A 16211-nucleotide genomic window follows, 5' to 3' on the forward strand; every position below is an offset into this window, starting at 1 on the left:
TCGCTTTTTATGTGCGCCCAGTTATGTCTTTTTGAAATGGTCGGCGCATATGAATATGATTTCGAACCGGAAAAAAACGCTTTTTGGTGCCATCCTGATGGCATTGGGCGTGGTCGCAAGTCTCTATCTTACCGCACATTACGAAAATATACCCCTTATTTGGATACCTACAGGCATCGCCACGTGGATGTTTCTAACATGCCAAAAACGATGTGCAATTGCCCTCTTGGTCGGCATGCTGGTCGGCACATCTGGGTATTTTTTATTGATTGATTGGATTGGCGGCCCAAACCTCAAGCCGGCCATTGTGCTGCTGATTGCGGCAAGTTCCATGGCCTTTGCCGCAATCGTTTCTAATGTCATACAACGCTATTTTATGGTCAAAACCGGTGGCATATTTGCCACCCACAAAGTCCAGCCTGTCATAATTGCTGTGGTTGGGTGCATCGCACTTTCCCTTGCCATTGCGTGGATCATTGTCAGTTTTTTAGGTGGCACGGCAGATTCCATTCTATTGGCAACGCTAAAAATCTTTGCCAGCAACACCTTGGGCATCATCGCTCTCTTCCCACTCATTATCGGAAAGGTTCAGCTGGAATTTTTCCGGGAAACAAATCGAACGCGCAATCGACGCGAATATTTGGCCATCGCCGTTTTGGTGTTCGCGATTTTTGCAGCCACGGTTTTTGCATGGCATGCCACAAGCACCAGCCAGTTTGAAAAGAACACCGCTCGTTTTGATGCCCTCACTGAAGAAAGTGAAAAGGCGCTCAAGAACCGCCTATTGTCGTATGAAGACGCCATTCTTGGTGGAGCCGGCCTTTTTTATGCGTCTGAGGAGGTCAATCGTGCCGAATGGCGCCAATATGTAAGTGCGTTGGATGTCGTCAACCGCTATCCCGGCATTAACGGCATTGGTTATATTGGGCGCGTTGATGTTGACGATTTGGAGCGCTATATCGCCAACGAGCGCTCGTCAGGCATGCCCGACTTCAGGTCTCATCCGGAAGTGGATCACGACACCCACTATGTGATCACATTCATCGAACCCGTGGAAATCAACGGCCCAGCTGTTGGCCTTAATATCGCATTTGAAACCAACCGCCGAACGGCGGCTGATCTGGCAGCCACAACCGGAAAGTCTGCCATTACACAACGCATTCTACTGGTGCAGGATGCTGAGAAAACCCCGGGCTTCTTGTTGCTCTATCCGATTTATTCAACCGGTGTATTTGATGAGCTGACCAACCCGGAAACCGACTTGCAAGGCTGGGTCTATGCGCCTTTCATCGGCAAAAATCTGCTTGGTGATTTGACTGCCAGTCAAGGTCAGCAATTCAATGTCAGCATTTACGATGGGGCCACCACAAATAAGAACCAATTGATCTATGCTGAAAGTGAGACACAAGACGCAAAAGCGGCCGAGCCACCCCACTTTAAAAAAGTGCGGACCTTTAACGTCATGCAGCAGGATTGGACGATCGAGTGGACCAGCACAAAATCGTTTGAAGCCTCCACGATCGATTTTCAGGCAGAACTGATCCTGATTACCGGCATTGTGATTGGTGGCCTGTTGGGGCTTATGCTCGTCTCTATTGCGCATCGTGCCGCCAGCATTCAAACCGAAGTTGATCGCAAAACCAGAGAAATCAACAAGGCACGCGGGGGACTACAAGCGGTGCTAGACACGGTTGTGGATGGGATCGTTGAGATTTCCGCCGGTGGCCGCATTCTAGCGTTTAATCCATCTGCAGAGCACATATTTGGCTACGCCGCTGCCGATGTCATTGGCAAACCCTTTCACACGCTTTTGCTCAAACGTGACCACAGCAAAATGAAAGCCTATCTTGAAGGCGAAAGCCGTTGGTTGGAAGAAAATGGCATGGCCAATGGCATCACCATAACCGGTGTCCGCAAGGATAAAAGCACCTTCCCGATGGAGCTGGGCGCAAGCGCGTTCGATTTGGATGATGTGCGCCGTTATGTGGCAAGTGTGCGTGACATCACAGAGCAAGTTGAGGCGCAGCGCGCATTGGAGCTGAGCGAAAGAACGTTCCGACAAACTCTGGAAAATGCGCCCATTGCGGCCCTATCAATCTCGCCGCAACGCGAGTTGATTCATATGAACAAGACCGCCAACGACATGCTTGAATATTCGATGGAAGAGCTGCAAGACCCTTCGATACTTTTGGCTCACCCCGACGATATGGATGTCGATGCCGAACAATTATTGTCCCTGGCGAATGGGTCTGCACAGAATTTTGTTGTTGAGAAGAGATTGATCACAAAGTCCGGCCAGACCATTTGGGTCGAACAACATGTCTCCCCGGTTTACAATGCGGACGGGTCCATCAAATATTTCATCAAACAGATGATCAATTTGACTGAACGCAAAAAGACTGAGCGCATCAAGAACGAGTTCATTGCCACGGTCAGCCACGAACTGCGCACTCCAATCACATCAATTTCTGGCTCACTATCACTAATTTTGGGGGCATTTAAGGACGAGATATCTCCCAAGGTGCATGGCCTTCTCACCATCGCACAGCGCAACAGCACACGGCTGATTGCTCTTGTGAACGACATCTTGGATATGGAGAAACTGGGCAATGGCGGCATGCATTATGAAATCGCAAATGTGCAACTGAATGAGCTTTTGCCGCAAATCGTTGAAGACAACAGATCCTATGCTGCCACGTTCGAGGCAGATCTGAAGCTTGAGGCTGTCGATGCAGGACTATACATCAATGTCGACAAATGGCGCTTCAACCAGGTGCTGTCCAACTTTATTTCCAATGCCATTAAGTTTTCGCCCGCTGGCGGCACGGTTAAAGTGCGTGCGGATCAAAATGGCGATTATGCAAGGATCAGCGTTAGCGACAATGGTATTGGCATTTCCGATGAATTTCGGAACCGAATTTTTACCAAATTCGCGCAAGCTGACTCTTCGACAACCAGAGAGAAAAGCGGGACAGGTCTTGGACTGATGATCTCCAAGCAGTTGGTTGAACAAATGGACGGCAGGATTGGTTATACATCCGAACCGAATGTGGAAACTGTTTTCTGGGTCGAGTTCAAACTGGCAGCCCATGAAAATGAAGATGGAGAATCCATCCGTAAGGCTGGTTAGATCAAAATGATGAATGCAGCTCAACATAGCGTAGGCCCAAAAGGGCATATCTTATGTGTTGATGATGAACACGATATTTTGAGCATTGCGCAAACCTCGCTCGAAGCGATTGGTGGCTTTGAGGTAACGGTTTGCAATAGCGGTCCGGAAGCACTGGATGTCTTGCGCAACTTCCAGCCTGATTTGGTGTTGTTGGACGTCATGATGCCCAATATGGGCGGTCCTGCGACATTGAAAGCCATCAAGGAATTGCCAAATTGCGCTGACTTGCCCATCGTATTCATGACCGCGCGGGTTCAACCCTCCGAAGTAGAAGCCTACTTGGCCATGGGGGCAAAACAAGTCATCTCCAAACCATTTGATCCGATGACATTATCTGATCAGGTCCAAGGCATTCTTGATCTTCAATTGCAGCACAAGAAAACCGAATAGGTGGTGACATATGCAGCGTGAGGGTGGAAATTTTGCTGACGCGATGCACGCGCTGCGACGTACATATATTCAGGATTTGTGGGAACGTGAGGAAATCGTTCTTGATGTTTTGACCAAACTTGAGGCCAACGATCTTAACGACGATGATCTCAAGGATTTGGAAGAGGTTGCACACAAGTTTGTTGGCACCGGTCGCACCTATCAATTCCCCGCCATAAGCGAAACTGGATTGATTGTCGAAGACTTGGCTCGCGACCGGGTGGGCGCCAACGATCCGAATTTGCAGCCGGCCATCCTGGCGCTTTTGAATGCGTGCGCGGATGCGCGAACAGAGTTCGAAGCGCTCGACATGGCGCAGCAGCCTGCGACCGAAGAACAGCCCCTGTCTGCGGAAACGCCCAAGCCCGCTGCGTCGGCGAATTTACCTGCCGTTCTAATCGTTGACGATGACGCGGACACGCGCAGTTTGCTCGGGCAATTTATGTCCGACTATGCAGAGTGCACGATGGCCGAGAATTCAGATCAGGCCGAAGAGTTTATGGCGAAGATGCCTTTTGATCTGGTGCTTCTGGATAACAAAATGCCGGGTGGAAAAACCGGACTTGAATTGCTCAAACACATCAAGGCGGATGCTACCCTGCGCCATATGGACGTTGTGATGATTACCGCCAGTGGTGAACCGCAAATGGTATTGGATTCACTGACCGCGGGGGCTTCAGATTATGTTCTTAAGCCCTTTAAAGCAGAAGCGGTGGCGCAAAAGCTCAAGACCAGACTGGCCCACTTGAAGCAGACCATATTGTTGGTGGATGATGATCAGGCAGTGCAGAATTTGCTTCAAGCCAAATTCCGCACGCTTGGCGTGAAATGCATCGGCTATGACGATGGCCTGCAGGCTCTTCAAGATATGGAAGACATCAAGCCTGACCTAGTTATTCTTGATCGCATTTTGCCAGGCCTTGAGGGCATGGCCCTGCTGCACAATATGCGTCAAAACACGTCGCTCAAGGATATCCCAGTGGTGATTTTGAGCGCGAAACGAGACAATAAAGATATTATGGCTGGCTTGCAGCTCGGGGCATCAGACTATGTGGTCAAGCCCTTTAGCCTGGATGAGCTGGTGCTCAGATGCCAACGCTTGTTGGAACGGGCGGCAGTTGAAGGCAAACCAATGGGCGCTCACGCGTACGGTGCATAAAGCGCAAACAGCTTTTCAGGTTAAGGGCGTGAAGAGCAAAGCGGGGATATTCTGAGAGAACAAATCTTAGTGTCGATTTGGGTGCTGAGCGGCATCTTGGCCTTGGCGGCAATTTCTATTCTGCTTTTACTTGTCCTGCGGCGCATCTTTTTACCGCGGTGGGGGCAAAAGTTCAAAGATCGACGACACGAAATCGAGCAATATTTGGTGCTCGCGGTGAGTAGTCCAGTGGATCTGAGTGGCACAACAAAGCCTGACATTTCCCCGCGCGAATTTCCTTTGGCATTGGCGGCTGCATTGGATTTGGTGAGATCCGTTACCGGACAGGACGCGAAAAGGGTTGCGCAAATTGTTGATCATTGGCTTGGTCGTGACACGCTGCAGCGCATCGTGCGGGAGAGTGGACGGGGTCAGATCATTCAAGTCCTCACACTGCTTTCAAACCTTGATGACCCGGAAAGCAAACGCACTTTGTACGCCCATTTAGCGCATGCTGATCCTTACGTGCAGCTAGCCGCTTTGCGCGGTTTGGCGCAACGGGCTGACGATGAAGAGCTGCCCGAAATATTTGAGCATATTCCGAAGATGGACCGCACAAACGCGGCTTTTATGGCGGACGTGCTCACACAATTTGGGCCGCAATCAACACCCTTTTTGGTGGCCTTGCTGCCCCAACAAACCGAGGAAAGTTGGTGTGCGGCCATCATCATGGCGCTGGGCAATGTGGGGGATATGACCACAGCGCCCCACATCGTCGATTATGCCCAATCCCCATCTGTCCAGGTACGCCGGGCCGTGGCGCGCGCATTGGGCGAGTTGCAGGCGACCGATGTGATCGACACGCTGCATTTGCTGGCCCAAGATGAGCACGTGGATGTGCGCAAAGACGCTATTGTTGCGCTGGGATCTGTTTACACGGACCAAACATATGCTGTTTTGCTGGAGGCTCTGGACGACACCGATTGGTGGGTCACCTATCACGCCGCCCAAGCTCTGCTAAAGATAGGGTCAAAGGGCGAGGCGCTTTTATTGGCCTACACCAACGCACAAGGTCCGCACGCGGCGCTGACCCAGCAAATCATGCTTGAGCACGGTGGAACACAATATGCTTGAGCAAATGGCCCAATCGCTCAGTGCATTTTTTCTCACCCATATTTTTTGGGTTTATGCGTTTTTGGGCGTCATTTTTGCTATTGGATTGCTGCAAAACTTGATCAGCGCCATCCAACTGCCGGCAGCCTATGCGGAGATGAAACGGCACTCGCAGGCACAAGACAGCGAAACCAATTGGCAATTGCTGATTTCAGAAGAAGTCATGCCCATGTCAATTTTAGTCCCCGCCTACAATGAAGAGCAAACCATTGTTGCCAACATTCGGTCGATGCTGTTTTTGCAATTTCCGAATTTGGAAATTCTGGTCGCGAACGACGGATCAAAAGATAACACTTTGCAAGCGATGATTGACGCATTTGGCCTCAAGCCAATGACGCGTGCCCATGAATTGACCCTACCCCACGCCAAGGTGCGCGGGGTTTATGGCTCACCCGCCTATCCGCAATTGGTGGTGATCGATAAGGAGAATGGAGGCTGCAAAGCAGATGCTGTCAATGCAGCGCTAAACTTCTCAAGGCATCCACTTTATTGCGTTGTCGATGCAGACTCCCTGCTGGAGCCAGAATCGCTGCTGCGCTGCGTGCGTCCTTTTATGGAGGAGCCCGAACGCATGGTTGCGGTTGGCGGCACCATTCGTGTGCTCAATGGCTGCACGGTTAAAAATGGGCGCATCACCAAAATCGACTTGCCGACAAAGTTTGTCCCATTAGTGCAAACGATGGAATATATCCGTGCGTTTCTCATGGCCCGTCTGGCATGGAGCCACTGGAATATGTTGTCGATCATTTCCGGCGCCTTTGGAATTTTCCGCCGTGATCTTTCAATGAAGGTTGGTGGGTGGTCGTCAGATACGATTGGTGAGGACTATGATTTCATTGTCAAATTGCACCGATATTTGGCGGAGCAAAAGATCGATTATAAGATGCGCTATGTGCCTGAGCCCGTATGCTGGACCGAAGCACCCGAGCAACTAAAGGTTTTGCGGACCCAGCGCACGCGATGGCAGCGGGGCGCACTTGAGGTGGCGTCCAAAAACAAAGATATGATCTTGAACCCGAAATATGGACGTTTTGGCATGCTGGCCATGCCCAATAATATTTTGGTGGATGTGATCGGGCCGCTGGCAGAATTTATCGGCTATGTCGCCTTCCCGTTTTTGTTTTTCCTCGGGATTCTGGACCAAGCATTTCTGCTTGCATTTCTAGCGATCTTTTTCATTTTTGGCACTTTTATCAGCGTTAGTACCTTGATCTTGGAAGAGCTGGAGCTCGCCCGCTCCCCAAGAGCACGCGACCTGTTGAAACTTGGCCTGGTGGCGCTAGTCGAGAATTTTGGCTATCGACAACTCAATAGTTGGTGGCGCATCGTTGGCTGGTGGCAATTTTTGCGCAAAGTCGAGGGTTGGGGCGACATGCCGCGCACTGGCGCAAACGACACCAAAGAATAGCGCAATTTCGCTTCCCCCACCTCACAAGATGTCAGCCTAGATCTGTGGCTAGGTAACCAGCCTTTGCAACAGCGAGTCCGATGTGACCATGCCGACCGGTGCACCATTTTTGGTGACCACAACGGATGCCTTGCTCGCGGTCAATTCGGCGGCGAATTCCATCACTGGCGTGTCTTCATCAACGTGTAAGTCGCCGCTGATGTCGGCATCGGTCATCACGTCTTTTGCCCGCAAAAAGGTGAGCGGGTTGGAGTGGGCGACAAATTCTTCCACATAATCGCTGACCGGGTTGTTGGCGATGCCGTTCGGCGTATCACATTGCACAATGCGGCCGCCTTCCATAATGGCGATACGGTTGCCCAGCTTGAAGGCTTCATCCAAATCGTGGCTCACGAAAATGATGGTGCGTTTCAGCCGTTTTTGCAGTTCCAAAAGCTCGTCCTGCAATTTTGTGCGGATAAGCGGATCAAGCGCCGAGAACGGTTCGTCCATCAGCAGGATAGGTGCTTTGGTTGCAAAAGCGCGGGCGAGGCCAACCCGTTGTTGCATGCCGCCCGATAGTTCGCTGACCTTGTTATCTGCCCATTCGGACAAACCCACCAGTCCAAGTTGTTCGAGCACGACTTCACGACGTTTGGCTTTGGACATGCCGCCCAATTCCAGACCCAATCCCACATTTTCAGCGACACTACGCCAAGGCAGGAGGCCGAATTGCTGGAAGACCATCGCCACGCGTTCGCGGCGAATGCGGCGAAGGTCCACCTGCGCCGCTTCGGTCACATTCATCAGACCTTCGCCATTGCCCTCGTCTACATGCACAGCGCCGCGCACGACGGGGTTAAGGCCGTTGACTGCGCGTAAAAGCGTTGATTTGCCCGAGCCGGACAGCCCCATCAGCACCAGAATTTCACCTTCGTTCACATCAACGGAGCAATCATGAACGCCCAGGACCTGATTGGTTTTTTCCTGAACCGTGGTGCGGTCTAGCCCTTCATCCATAAAGGGGAGCGCACTTTCCGGCGCATCACCGAAGACGATGGACACATTTTCGATCTTAACAGCTACACTCATTGTTCCGACCCTCTGTTTAGCATGCGATCCAGCAAGATAGCGACCACAACAATGACAATACCGCTTTCAAAGCCTAGGGCTGTATTCACCTGGTTCAAGGCGCGCACGACCGGCACACCCAGACCATCAGCACCCACGAGGGCGGCAATCACCACCATGGACAGTGCCAGCATAATGGTTTGGTTCAACCCCGCCATAATCTGCGGAAGTGCATAAGGCAGTTCAGCTTTGATCAGCACATCGCGGTCTGTTCCACCAAATGCGCGCACGGCCTCCGTCAAGCGACTTGGCGTGGAGGAAATGCCCAACTGGGTCAGACGAATTGGCGCGGGGAGCACGAAGATTACTGTCGCAATCAAGCCGGGCACCATGCCGATGCCGAAAAACACAATCGCGGGAATGAGATAAACAAAGGTCGGCAGGGTCTGCATCAGGTCGAGCACAGGGCGCATCATGGCGTAAAGGCGCGGTCTGTGGGCGGCGGCAATCCCAATTGGCACGCCAACCGACATGCACACGATACAGGCGGAAAGCACCAGCGTGAGGCTTTCAGTCGTTTCTTCCCAATAGCCCTGGTTGAAAATAAAAAGGAAACCGAGAGCCACAAGCAAACAGGTTTTCCAATTGCGTTGCATGAGCCAGGTGAACGCAACGAATGCAGCGATCACCAAGAGCGGATGTGGTGTCTGAAGAATCCAAAGAAACCCATCGATCATGGCTTCGAGTACAAGGGACAGCAGATCAAGCGCGCCCTCCGCATGATCCCGAATCCATTCGAAAATCGCACTCGCGACTTTCCCCACTGGAATTTTGTAAGACGTCAGCCAATCCACGACCTGTTTCCCCCTTCGTCGTCTACATGCGAGACTTAATACGGCCCTGCACAAAGGCGCAGGGCCGCAATTTATAGCCTAAGATTATAGGCCGAGCGCTGATTTCACAGCAGGCAACGCTTCGCCACCATCTTGCGTGGTGACACCAGCCAACCAGCCGTCGAGCACGGATGGGTTTGCAGCCAACCACGCTTTTGCGGCGTCGCTTGCTTCTTCACCATCATTGAGGATCGCGCCCATGATTTCGTTTTCCATTTCAAGGGAAAACTCTAGGTTTTGCAGCAGCTTGCCAACGTTCGGGCATTCTTCGACATAGCCAGCCCGGGTGTTGGTATAAACCGTTGCGCCGCCGTAGTTCTCGCCGAACCAGTCATCGCCACCGGCAAGGTAGGTCAGCTCAAAATTGGCGTTCATAGGGTGTGGTGCCCAGCCCAGAAATACGATTGGTTCGTCTTTTTTGGTCAAGCGGGCTACTTGCGACAGCATCCCCTGCTCGGAGCTTTCTTTTACGTCAAAGTCTTTCAGACCAAACGCATTTTCCGCGATCATATCGAGGATCAAGCGGTTGCCGTCATTGCCCGGCTCAATGCCGTAAATGGTTTCATCAAGCGCATCGGCATGTTCAGCGATAGAGCCAAAATCTTTAATGCCAAGTTCTGCGCCAGCGGCGTTCGTTGCCAATGTGTATTTCGCGCCCTGCAAGTTGGCGCGCACAGTGTCCACAGTACCTTTTTCGCGATAAGGCGCGATGTCGGCTTCCATGGTGGGCATCCAGTTGCCCAAGAACACATCCACATCGCCTTCTTCAAGCGACACATAGGTCACAGGCACAGACAAAACACGGGTTGTGGTGTCATAGCCCATGGCTTCAAGCACGGTGGTTGTGGCCGCTGTGGTGGCGGTGATGTCAGTCCAGCCCACATCAGAGAAGGTGACTGTTTCGCAACTGTTGGCCAGCGCAGATGTTGCGCTCAGCGTGAGAATTACAGCAGTAAGTGTACGCTTCATTGGGATCCCTCTTTTTTTCACATCATAGGTGCATGAGTTATTGATTGACGAGTCAATTAATAATATATTATGCGAGAAATGCAACCTTCAACTCTGGAATGACCTTTATGGCCCGCAAATCGGAAGCTGAACGCCGCCAGGAACTCATCGCCGCCACCATCAATGAAATCGGCTCCACTGGCACGTTGAATGTGACCACCAGTCAGATCGCGAAAAGTGCTGGCGTTTCGCCGGGGCTGGCCTTTCACTATTTCCAGGACAAGGAAGGATTGTTCTTGGCCGCCATGCGCTCAATCCTGAGCGAATATGGAAATGATGTGCGCCAAGCTCTTCGCGGGAAGAAGACTGCCGATGAGCGGTTGGAAGCCATCGCCGAAGCCAGCTTTGGCATGACCAGCTTTCGCCGCGAGGCCATTTCGGCTTGGGTGAATTTCTATGCCCTGTCGCTGCGTTCTGAACCCGCCCGGCGGTTGCTTTATGTTTATCAACGCCGTTTGCACTCAAACCTTGTGGATGCCCTGCGCCCCAAGATTGGAGTGCGTGCGCCAGACGTGGCGCGGCGCATTGCGGGTTTGATTGATGGTCTTTATTTGCGCTACGCGCTCGACACCAGATCCATCAATGTGATCGACGCCGAAACTCATCAGCTGGACGGCGCGGAGGGCTCGCAACATGTGATGCGTGCCATCGCAGCCGAATGCACCGAAATTTCAGAAAATGACGTGATCTCGACCGAACAGGTCGACCCGGACCCAACAGCCATTCTCGTTGGCCCACAGGAGTAAATTGACCATGAGTTACCGCCCCCAAGCCAGTCACTTCATCAATGGCCAATATGTAGACGACACAGACGGCGAACCGTTTGATGTAATCTATCCGCATACCGGCGAGGTGATTGCCACGCTGCACATTGCGACGGCCGCCATTGTGGACGCGGCATTGGACAGCGCAAAGGCTGCGCAAAAAGAATGGACGGCCTTGTCGGGCACTGAGCGTGGCCGCGTGTTGCGCCGGGCGGCGGATATTATGCGGGCGCGCAACCGTGAGCTTTCTGAAATCGAGACCAAAGATACAGGCAAACCTCTATCAGAGACGTTGATCGCAGACCCGGCTTCAGGCGCAGATGCGCTCGAATATTTCGGCGGGCTTGCCGGCACATTGACGGGCGAGCACATCCCCGTTGCAGGCGGCGATTTTGTCTATACACGGCGTGAACCCTTGGGGGTTTGTGTGGGCATTGGTGCATGGAACTACCCGATCCAGATCGCCAGCTGGAAAGCGGCACCCGCCCTTGCTTGCGGCAATGCGATGGTGTTCAAACCATCAGAAATGACGCCCTTGACGGCGCTAAAACTTGCCGAAATTTTGCATGAGGCAGGAGCGCCAGCAGGGCTGTTTAATGTTGTGCAAGGTGCGGGCAGCGTCGGCCATTCGCTTATAACCGATCCGCGGGTCGACAAGGTGTCGCTTACCGGCTCTGTGCCCACGGGACGTAAGGTCTATGCGGCGGCCGCTGATGGCATTCGTCATGTCACCATGGAATTGGGTGGCAAATCGCCCATTGTTGTGTTTGATGATGCGCATTTGGAAAACGCCGTTGCGGCTGCAATCAACGGCAATTTTTATTCAACCGGACAGATTTGTTCCAACGGCACACGGGTCTTCGTACAGGACGCGCTTTACGAGAAATTCATTGCCCGCGTTGCCGCGCGGATGGACAATGCAATTATTGGCGACCCGATGGATGAGACCACGACGATCGGCCCCATGGTGTCTGCCCGCCAGCGTGACATTGTTACAAACTATATCCGCATTGGTCAGGACGAAGGCGCCCGTCTGGTCAAAGGCGGCAAAATGATCGACGGCGACGGTTTCTATATCGAACCCACCCTATTTGCCGATGTGACTGACGAGATGACCATTGCCCGAGAAGAGATATTTGGTCCTGTGATGTCGGTGTTGCGCTTTAGCGATGAGCAAGAAGCAATCAACCGTGCAAACGCCACTGAATTCGGCCTTGCCGCAGGCGTTTTCACTTCAGATTTAACCCGCGCCCACCGCGTTGCGGCAGCGTTTGAGGCGGGTACATGTTATATCAACACCTATAATCTCACCCCAGTTGAAGCGCCGTTTGGGGGCATGAAAGCGTCTGGCGTTGGCCGTGAGAACTCGAAAGCCGCGATTGAGCATTATAGCCAGCTCAAAACCGTCTATGTCGGCATGAACGACGTCGAAGCCCCGTTTTAAGGAAATTGTAGTGCACGCAGAATATGTGATCATCGGTGCTGGCTCCGCGGGCTGTGCCATTGCGTATCGTCTCGCCGAAGCGGGCAAAAAAGTCATTGTCGTGGAATATGGCGGCACCGACGCAGGGCCGTTTATCCAGATGCCCGGCGCGTTATCCTATCCCATGAATATGAAGCAATATGACTGGGGATATGAAAGCGAGCCAGAACCGCATCTGGGCGGCCGTCGGCTGGTCACACCACGCGGCAAAGTGCTCGGCGGTTCGTCCTCGATCAACGGCATGGTCTATGTGCGCGGGCACGCGCGTGACTTTGACAATTGGGCCGATATGGGCGCGCAGGGATGGGCCTATGCCGATGTGTTGCCTTACTATAAGCGAATGGAAAGCTGGGATGATGGCGGCCATGGGGGCGATCCTTCGTGGCGCGGTAAGGATGGTCCATTACATGTCTCCCGTGGCAAGCGCGACAATCCGTTGGTGAAGGCTTTTGTGGAAGCGGGCGCGCAAGCTGGCTATCAGACAACTGATGATTATAACGGCGAACAGCAAGAGGGTTTTGGGCCTTACGACGCGACGATCCATAATGGCGAGCGCTGGTCGGCTTATAAAGCCTACCTCAAACCCGCCATTGCGTCTGGCAACGTTACCGTTGTGCGCGGACTTGCCCGTAAAATTGTTATTGAAGACGGTCGCGCCACTGGCGTTGAAATTGAGCGCAAAGGCAAGATTGAGACCATCCACGCGACGGAAGAAGTGATCGTTTCAGCCTCGTCGATCAATTCGCCGAAATTGTTGATGTTGTCTGGCATTGGTCCCGCGGCACATCTGCAAGAACATGGCATTGAATTGGTGGCAGATCGCCAAGGCGTTGGACAAAATCTGCAAGATCACCTTGAGCTTTATATTCAGCAAGCCGCCACCAAGCCGGTGTCCCTGTTCAAATATTGGAATTTGCTCGGCAAAGCCTGGGTTGGGGCGCAATGGTTGTTCACGCGCAAAGGTGTTGGCGCCTCTAACCAATTTGAAAGCGCGGCTTTTATCCGCTCCAAGCCGGGCGTGGATTATCCGGATATTCAATATCACTTTTTGCCGATTGCTGTGCGTTATGACGGGCAAGCGGCAGCAGAAGGTCATGGATTTCAAGCGCATGTGGGGCCAATGCGGTCCAAGTCGCGCGGCAGCGTTTCTCTGACGTCGAATGATCCGTCAGATGCGCCGAAGATCAAATTTAACTACATGTCCCACCCTGAGGATTGGGAGGATTTCCGCATTTGCATTCGGCTGACTCGCGAGATTTTTGCGCAAGATGCTTTTGCACCCTATCGCGGCCACGAAATTCAGCCCGGAGCGGACGTTCAGACGGACGCCGAACTCGATGATTTCATTCGAGATCACGCGGAAAGCGCATACCATCCGTGTGGGACGTGCCGTATGGGCAAGGCCAGCGACCCGATGGCCGTTGTCGACCCTGAATGTCGCGTCATCGGGGTAGATGGCCTGCGCGTCGCAGACAGCTCGATTTTCCCGCGCATCACAAACGGCAATCTCAACGCACCTTCGATTATGACCGGGGAAAAAGCGGCTGACCATATTCTTGGCAAAGCCCCCTTACCAAGAGAAAATGTTGGACCTTGGATCGCACCTAACTGGGAAGAAAGCCAACGATAATTTTGGGGCCGCCCGGCACTCCATTCACAAATGGTTCGGCCGGAAACCGAAGCTGACAGTCCTTCGCTAATCAACCATTCGCTTTTCATGTGCGAATGGGCTTAGGCCGAGCCACTCTTGCATGCAGGTGATCACTTCACGTTCGCCACTCAACTCGAGCCTGCCTTCATCTATGGCCCTTTCAACCGTGTCCAGCCCCATCCAAATCGCGGTCATTGTGCGCAAAGTGGATTCAGAAAACAGGTCAACGTCGTAGCCGGGGTCTGCATAGCAGGCCTCTACGCCGGACTGGGGGTCGGCCAGCAGCCAGTAATTCTGTCTCGCCTTTGGCAAATTGCTAAAGACGAACTGCAGGCAAACGCGCCGCGCGGGAAGCGGCGCGATATTCAGGCAACGATGCATGTCCCATATCAGCAATTCGGGATCGAGATTATTGAGGGAAACCTCTGTCTCCACCCATCTTTGCCCCCATGTCCCGATCCCCATAATAAGGGGCCGGAGGTCTTCACCAGCTTTGGTGAGGCGATATTCTTGCGTGCCTTGTTTGTTTTTGAACGATCGAATAACACCCACTGTTTCAAGCTCACCCAGCCGCTTGGACAATAATGATGGTGACATTCGCGGCACGCCACGCCGAAGGTCGTTGAACCGCGTGCTGCCACATAAAAATTCCCGGATTAGAAGCGGCGTCCAGCGCGCGCAAAGGATTTCAGAAGCCATCGAGATTGGACAAAACTGACCGTAACTGCCGCGCATAAGAGCCCCCTTTCGGGTCCGGAATTTAGTCATTCTAGCCTAGGCCGAATTGTGACGTTGGTCCAGTACAGTTTCTGGACTATCGCCGCGCGGCTATTGGGAGGAACCTGTTTGCACATTCACAATACGAGGGAGAACAGGACATGGCACAAGTTATGGATAGATCAAAAACGGCTATCGACTTCAATGCGACGGCCAAAACACTGGCTGAATCTTTTTCCGGCAAAGCACAAGAGCATGACAACAATGACAAGTTCGTTGCCGAAAATTATGCCGAGTTGAAAAGCGCCGGGCTGATATGTGCTGCGGTGCCTGCGGAGTTAGGTGGTCAAGGCGCAAGTGTACGCACCCTTTGCGAGGTCTTGAGCATTATATCGGCGGCCTGCGGCTCAACGGGTCTGGCACTGGCCATGCATACGCATCAGGTGGCGATCCCCGCGTGGCGCTGGCATCATCAAGAGCCAGCGCGTCCGATGGTGGAGCCCCTTTTGCGTCGAATTGCGGCAGAAAAACTGGTGCTGTTGAGCTCAGGCGGTTCCGACTGGATCGGCGGCTCTGGCAAAGCGGATCGGGTGGACGGCGGATATAAGATCACTGCACGCAAGGTGTTTTCATCCGGGGCACCTGCAGGCGACATTCTGATGACCAGCGCCATTTTTGAGGAGAACGGCGAAAAGACGGTCCTGCATTTCGGGGCCCCTATGGCCGCGCCAGAGGTCACTGTTTTGGATACGTGGCACACAATGGGTATGCGCGGAACCGGTTCGCACGATGTGCAAATTGATGGACTATTTATCGCGGACGACAAAATTCCACTTCAGCGCAAAGCAGGTGAGTGGCACCCGGCATTCCAGATGATTGCGACCATTGCGTTCCCACTGATTTATGCGGTGTATTTGGGCGTGGCGCAAAGCGCACGTGACATCGCGATTGACATTGCTGGCATGAAGCCGATCTCTCATCGCGCGCAAGCAATTGCAGGCAGAATGGAGAATGCGCTGGTTGCCGCACGGCTGGCGCATAATTTTATGATTGAGGCGGCTGAGCGCAATGCCCCATCTGCCAATACAGTCAATGATGTGATGATCGGCCGCCGTTTGGTGGAGGAAAACACCATCCGGACCGTCGAACTGGCGATGGAACTAGCCGGTGGTGCGAGCTTTTATCGCCGGACTGAATTGGAACGGCGATTCCGCGATATTCAGGCCGCCCGCTATCATCCGCTCCAGAAAGAGGTGCAGGCCGAATATGCTGGCGCCATGGCGCTCGGGCACCCGATTGCGGAAATCTACTAGCACAGGTTTTGG

At 53.0% G+C, this 16211-nt stretch carries 13 protein-coding genes; 9 read left to right on the forward strand and 4 right to left on the reverse strand.

What is annotated here, in order from left to right; genetic code table 11:
* Nucleotides 1–49 precede the first annotated feature (49 nt).
* From MXMO3_RS15950 to MXMO3_RS15970, 5 genes are all read left to right on the forward strand, one after another.
* Complete coding sequence (locus MXMO3_RS15950) at nucleotides 50–3130, forward strand: CHASE domain-containing protein (protein ID WP_117396519.1); 3081 nt, start codon at nucleotides 50–52, stop codon at nucleotides 3128–3130.
* A gap of 6 nt (nucleotides 3131–3136) precedes the next feature.
* Nucleotides 3137–3562, forward strand: coding sequence for a response regulator (locus tag MXMO3_RS15955; protein WP_245985767.1), 426 nt, complete (start codon nucleotides 3137–3139; stop codon nucleotides 3560–3562).
* A 10-nt stretch (nucleotides 3563–3572) separates the two neighbouring features.
* Nucleotides 3573–4760: a response regulator gene (locus MXMO3_RS15960; RefSeq protein ID WP_117396520.1), complete on the forward strand. Its 1188-nt coding sequence runs from the start codon at nucleotides 3573–3575 to the stop codon at nucleotides 4758–4760.
* 69 nt (nucleotides 4761–4829) lie between these two features.
* Complete coding sequence (locus MXMO3_RS15965; RefSeq protein WP_117396521.1) at nucleotides 4830–5873, forward strand: HEAT repeat domain-containing protein; 1044 nt, start codon at nucleotides 4830–4832, stop codon at nucleotides 5871–5873.
* Nucleotides 5866–7320: a glycosyltransferase family 2 protein gene (locus MXMO3_RS15970; RefSeq protein ID WP_027834059.1), complete on the forward strand. Its 1455-nt coding sequence runs from the start codon at nucleotides 5866–5868 to the stop codon at nucleotides 7318–7320. The genes MXMO3_RS15965 and MXMO3_RS15970 overlap by 8 nt, the downstream gene beginning before the upstream one ends.
* A gap of 48 nt (nucleotides 7321–7368) precedes the next feature.
* On the opposite strand, the gene choV is transcribed toward MXMO3_RS15970, so the two are convergent.
* From choV to choX, 3 genes are all read right to left on the reverse strand, one after another.
* Nucleotides 7369–8391: a choline ABC transporter ATP-binding protein gene (gene choV / locus MXMO3_RS15975; protein ID WP_027834060.1), complete on the reverse strand. Its 1023-nt coding sequence runs from the start codon at nucleotides 8389–8391 to the stop codon at nucleotides 7369–7371.
* Entirely contained in the window at nucleotides 8388–9224 is an 837-nt protein-coding gene (gene choW / locus MXMO3_RS15980; RefSeq protein ID WP_027834061.1) for a choline ABC transporter permease subunit, read from the reverse strand. Before choW ends, choV begins: the two co-directional genes overlap by 4 nt.
* Before the next feature lie 84 nt (nucleotides 9225–9308).
* Nucleotides 9309–10232, reverse strand: coding sequence for a choline ABC transporter substrate-binding protein (gene choX / locus MXMO3_RS15985; RefSeq protein ID WP_117396522.1), 924 nt, complete (start codon nucleotides 10230–10232; stop codon nucleotides 9309–9311).
* Between the two features lie 107 nt (nucleotides 10233–10339).
* On the opposite strand from choX, the gene betI reads away from it, so the two are divergent.
* From betI to betA, 3 genes are read left to right on the forward strand one after another with little or no spacing between them, the layout of a single operon-like run.
* Nucleotides 10340–11017, forward strand: coding sequence for a transcriptional regulator BetI (betI, locus tag MXMO3_RS15990; RefSeq protein ID WP_117396873.1), 678 nt, complete (start codon nucleotides 10340–10342; stop codon nucleotides 11015–11017).
* A gap of 7 nt (nucleotides 11018–11024) precedes the next feature.
* Nucleotides 11025–12479 (forward strand): betaine-aldehyde dehydrogenase, encoded by a 1455-nt coding sequence (gene betB / locus MXMO3_RS15995; RefSeq protein ID WP_117396523.1) that lies wholly within the window; start codon nucleotides 11025–11027, stop codon nucleotides 12477–12479.
* A 10-nt stretch (nucleotides 12480–12489) separates the two neighbouring features.
* Entirely contained in the window at nucleotides 12490–14148 is a 1659-nt protein-coding gene (gene betA, locus MXMO3_RS16000; protein WP_117396524.1) for a choline dehydrogenase, read from the forward strand.
* Between the two features lie 66 nt (nucleotides 14149–14214).
* On the opposite strand, the gene MXMO3_RS16005 is transcribed toward betA, so the two are convergent.
* A complete protein-coding gene (locus MXMO3_RS16005; protein ID WP_117396525.1) occupies nucleotides 14215–14904 on the reverse strand; it encodes a winged helix-turn-helix transcriptional regulator in 690 nt (229 codons plus the stop codon).
* 143 nt (nucleotides 14905–15047) lie between these two features.
* Here MXMO3_RS16005 and MXMO3_RS16010 point away from each other — a divergent pair, with 143 nt between their 5' ends.
* Nucleotides 15048–16199 carry an acyl-CoA dehydrogenase family protein gene (locus MXMO3_RS16010; protein WP_117396526.1) on the forward strand — a complete coding sequence of 384 codons (1152 nt, stop codon included), beginning with the start codon at nucleotides 15048–15050 and terminating at the stop codon, nucleotides 16197–16199.
* Nucleotides 16200–16211 lie beyond the last annotated feature (12 nt).

This window comes from Maritalea myrionectae (assembly GCF_003433515.1).
In the GTDB taxonomy this organism is placed as follows: Bacteria; Pseudomonadota; Alphaproteobacteria; order Rhizobiales; family Devosiaceae; genus Maritalea; species Maritalea myrionectae.

Bases quoted from the DNA above. Each gene is read 5' to 3' on its own strand.
- MXMO3_RS15970 (WP_027834059.1), top strand. From the start codon at position 5,866: ATGCTTGAGCAAATGGCCCAATCGCTCAGTGCATTTTTTCTCACCCAT.
- MXMO3_RS16005 (WP_117396525.1), bottom strand. From the start codon at position 14,904: ATGCGCGGCAGTTACGGTCAGTTTTGTCCAATCTCGATGGCTTCTGAA.
- choX (WP_117396522.1), bottom strand. From the start codon at position 10,232: ATGAAGCGTACACTTACTGCTGTAATTCTCACGCTGAGCGCAACATCT.
- MXMO3_RS16010 (WP_117396526.1), top strand. From the start codon at position 15,048: ATGGCACAAGTTATGGATAGATCAAAAACGGCTATCGACTTCAATGCG.
- MXMO3_RS15960 (WP_117396520.1), top strand. From the start codon at position 3,573: ATGCAGCGTGAGGGTGGAAATTTTGCTGACGCGATGCACGCGCTGCGA.
- choV (WP_027834060.1), bottom strand. From the start codon at position 8,391: ATGAGTGTAGCTGTTAAGATCGAAAATGTGTCCATCGTCTTCGGTGAT.
- betI (WP_117396873.1), top strand. From the start codon at position 10,340: ATGGCCCGCAAATCGGAAGCTGAACGCCGCCAGGAACTCATCGCCGCC.
- MXMO3_RS15955 (WP_245985767.1), top strand. From the start codon at position 3,137: ATGATGAATGCAGCTCAACATAGCGTAGGCCCAAAAGGGCATATCTTA.
- MXMO3_RS15950 (WP_117396519.1), top strand. From the start codon at position 50: ATGAATATGATTTCGAACCGGAAAAAAACGCTTTTTGGTGCCATCCTG.
- betB (WP_117396523.1), top strand. From the start codon at position 11,025: ATGAGTTACCGCCCCCAAGCCAGTCACTTCATCAATGGCCAATATGTA.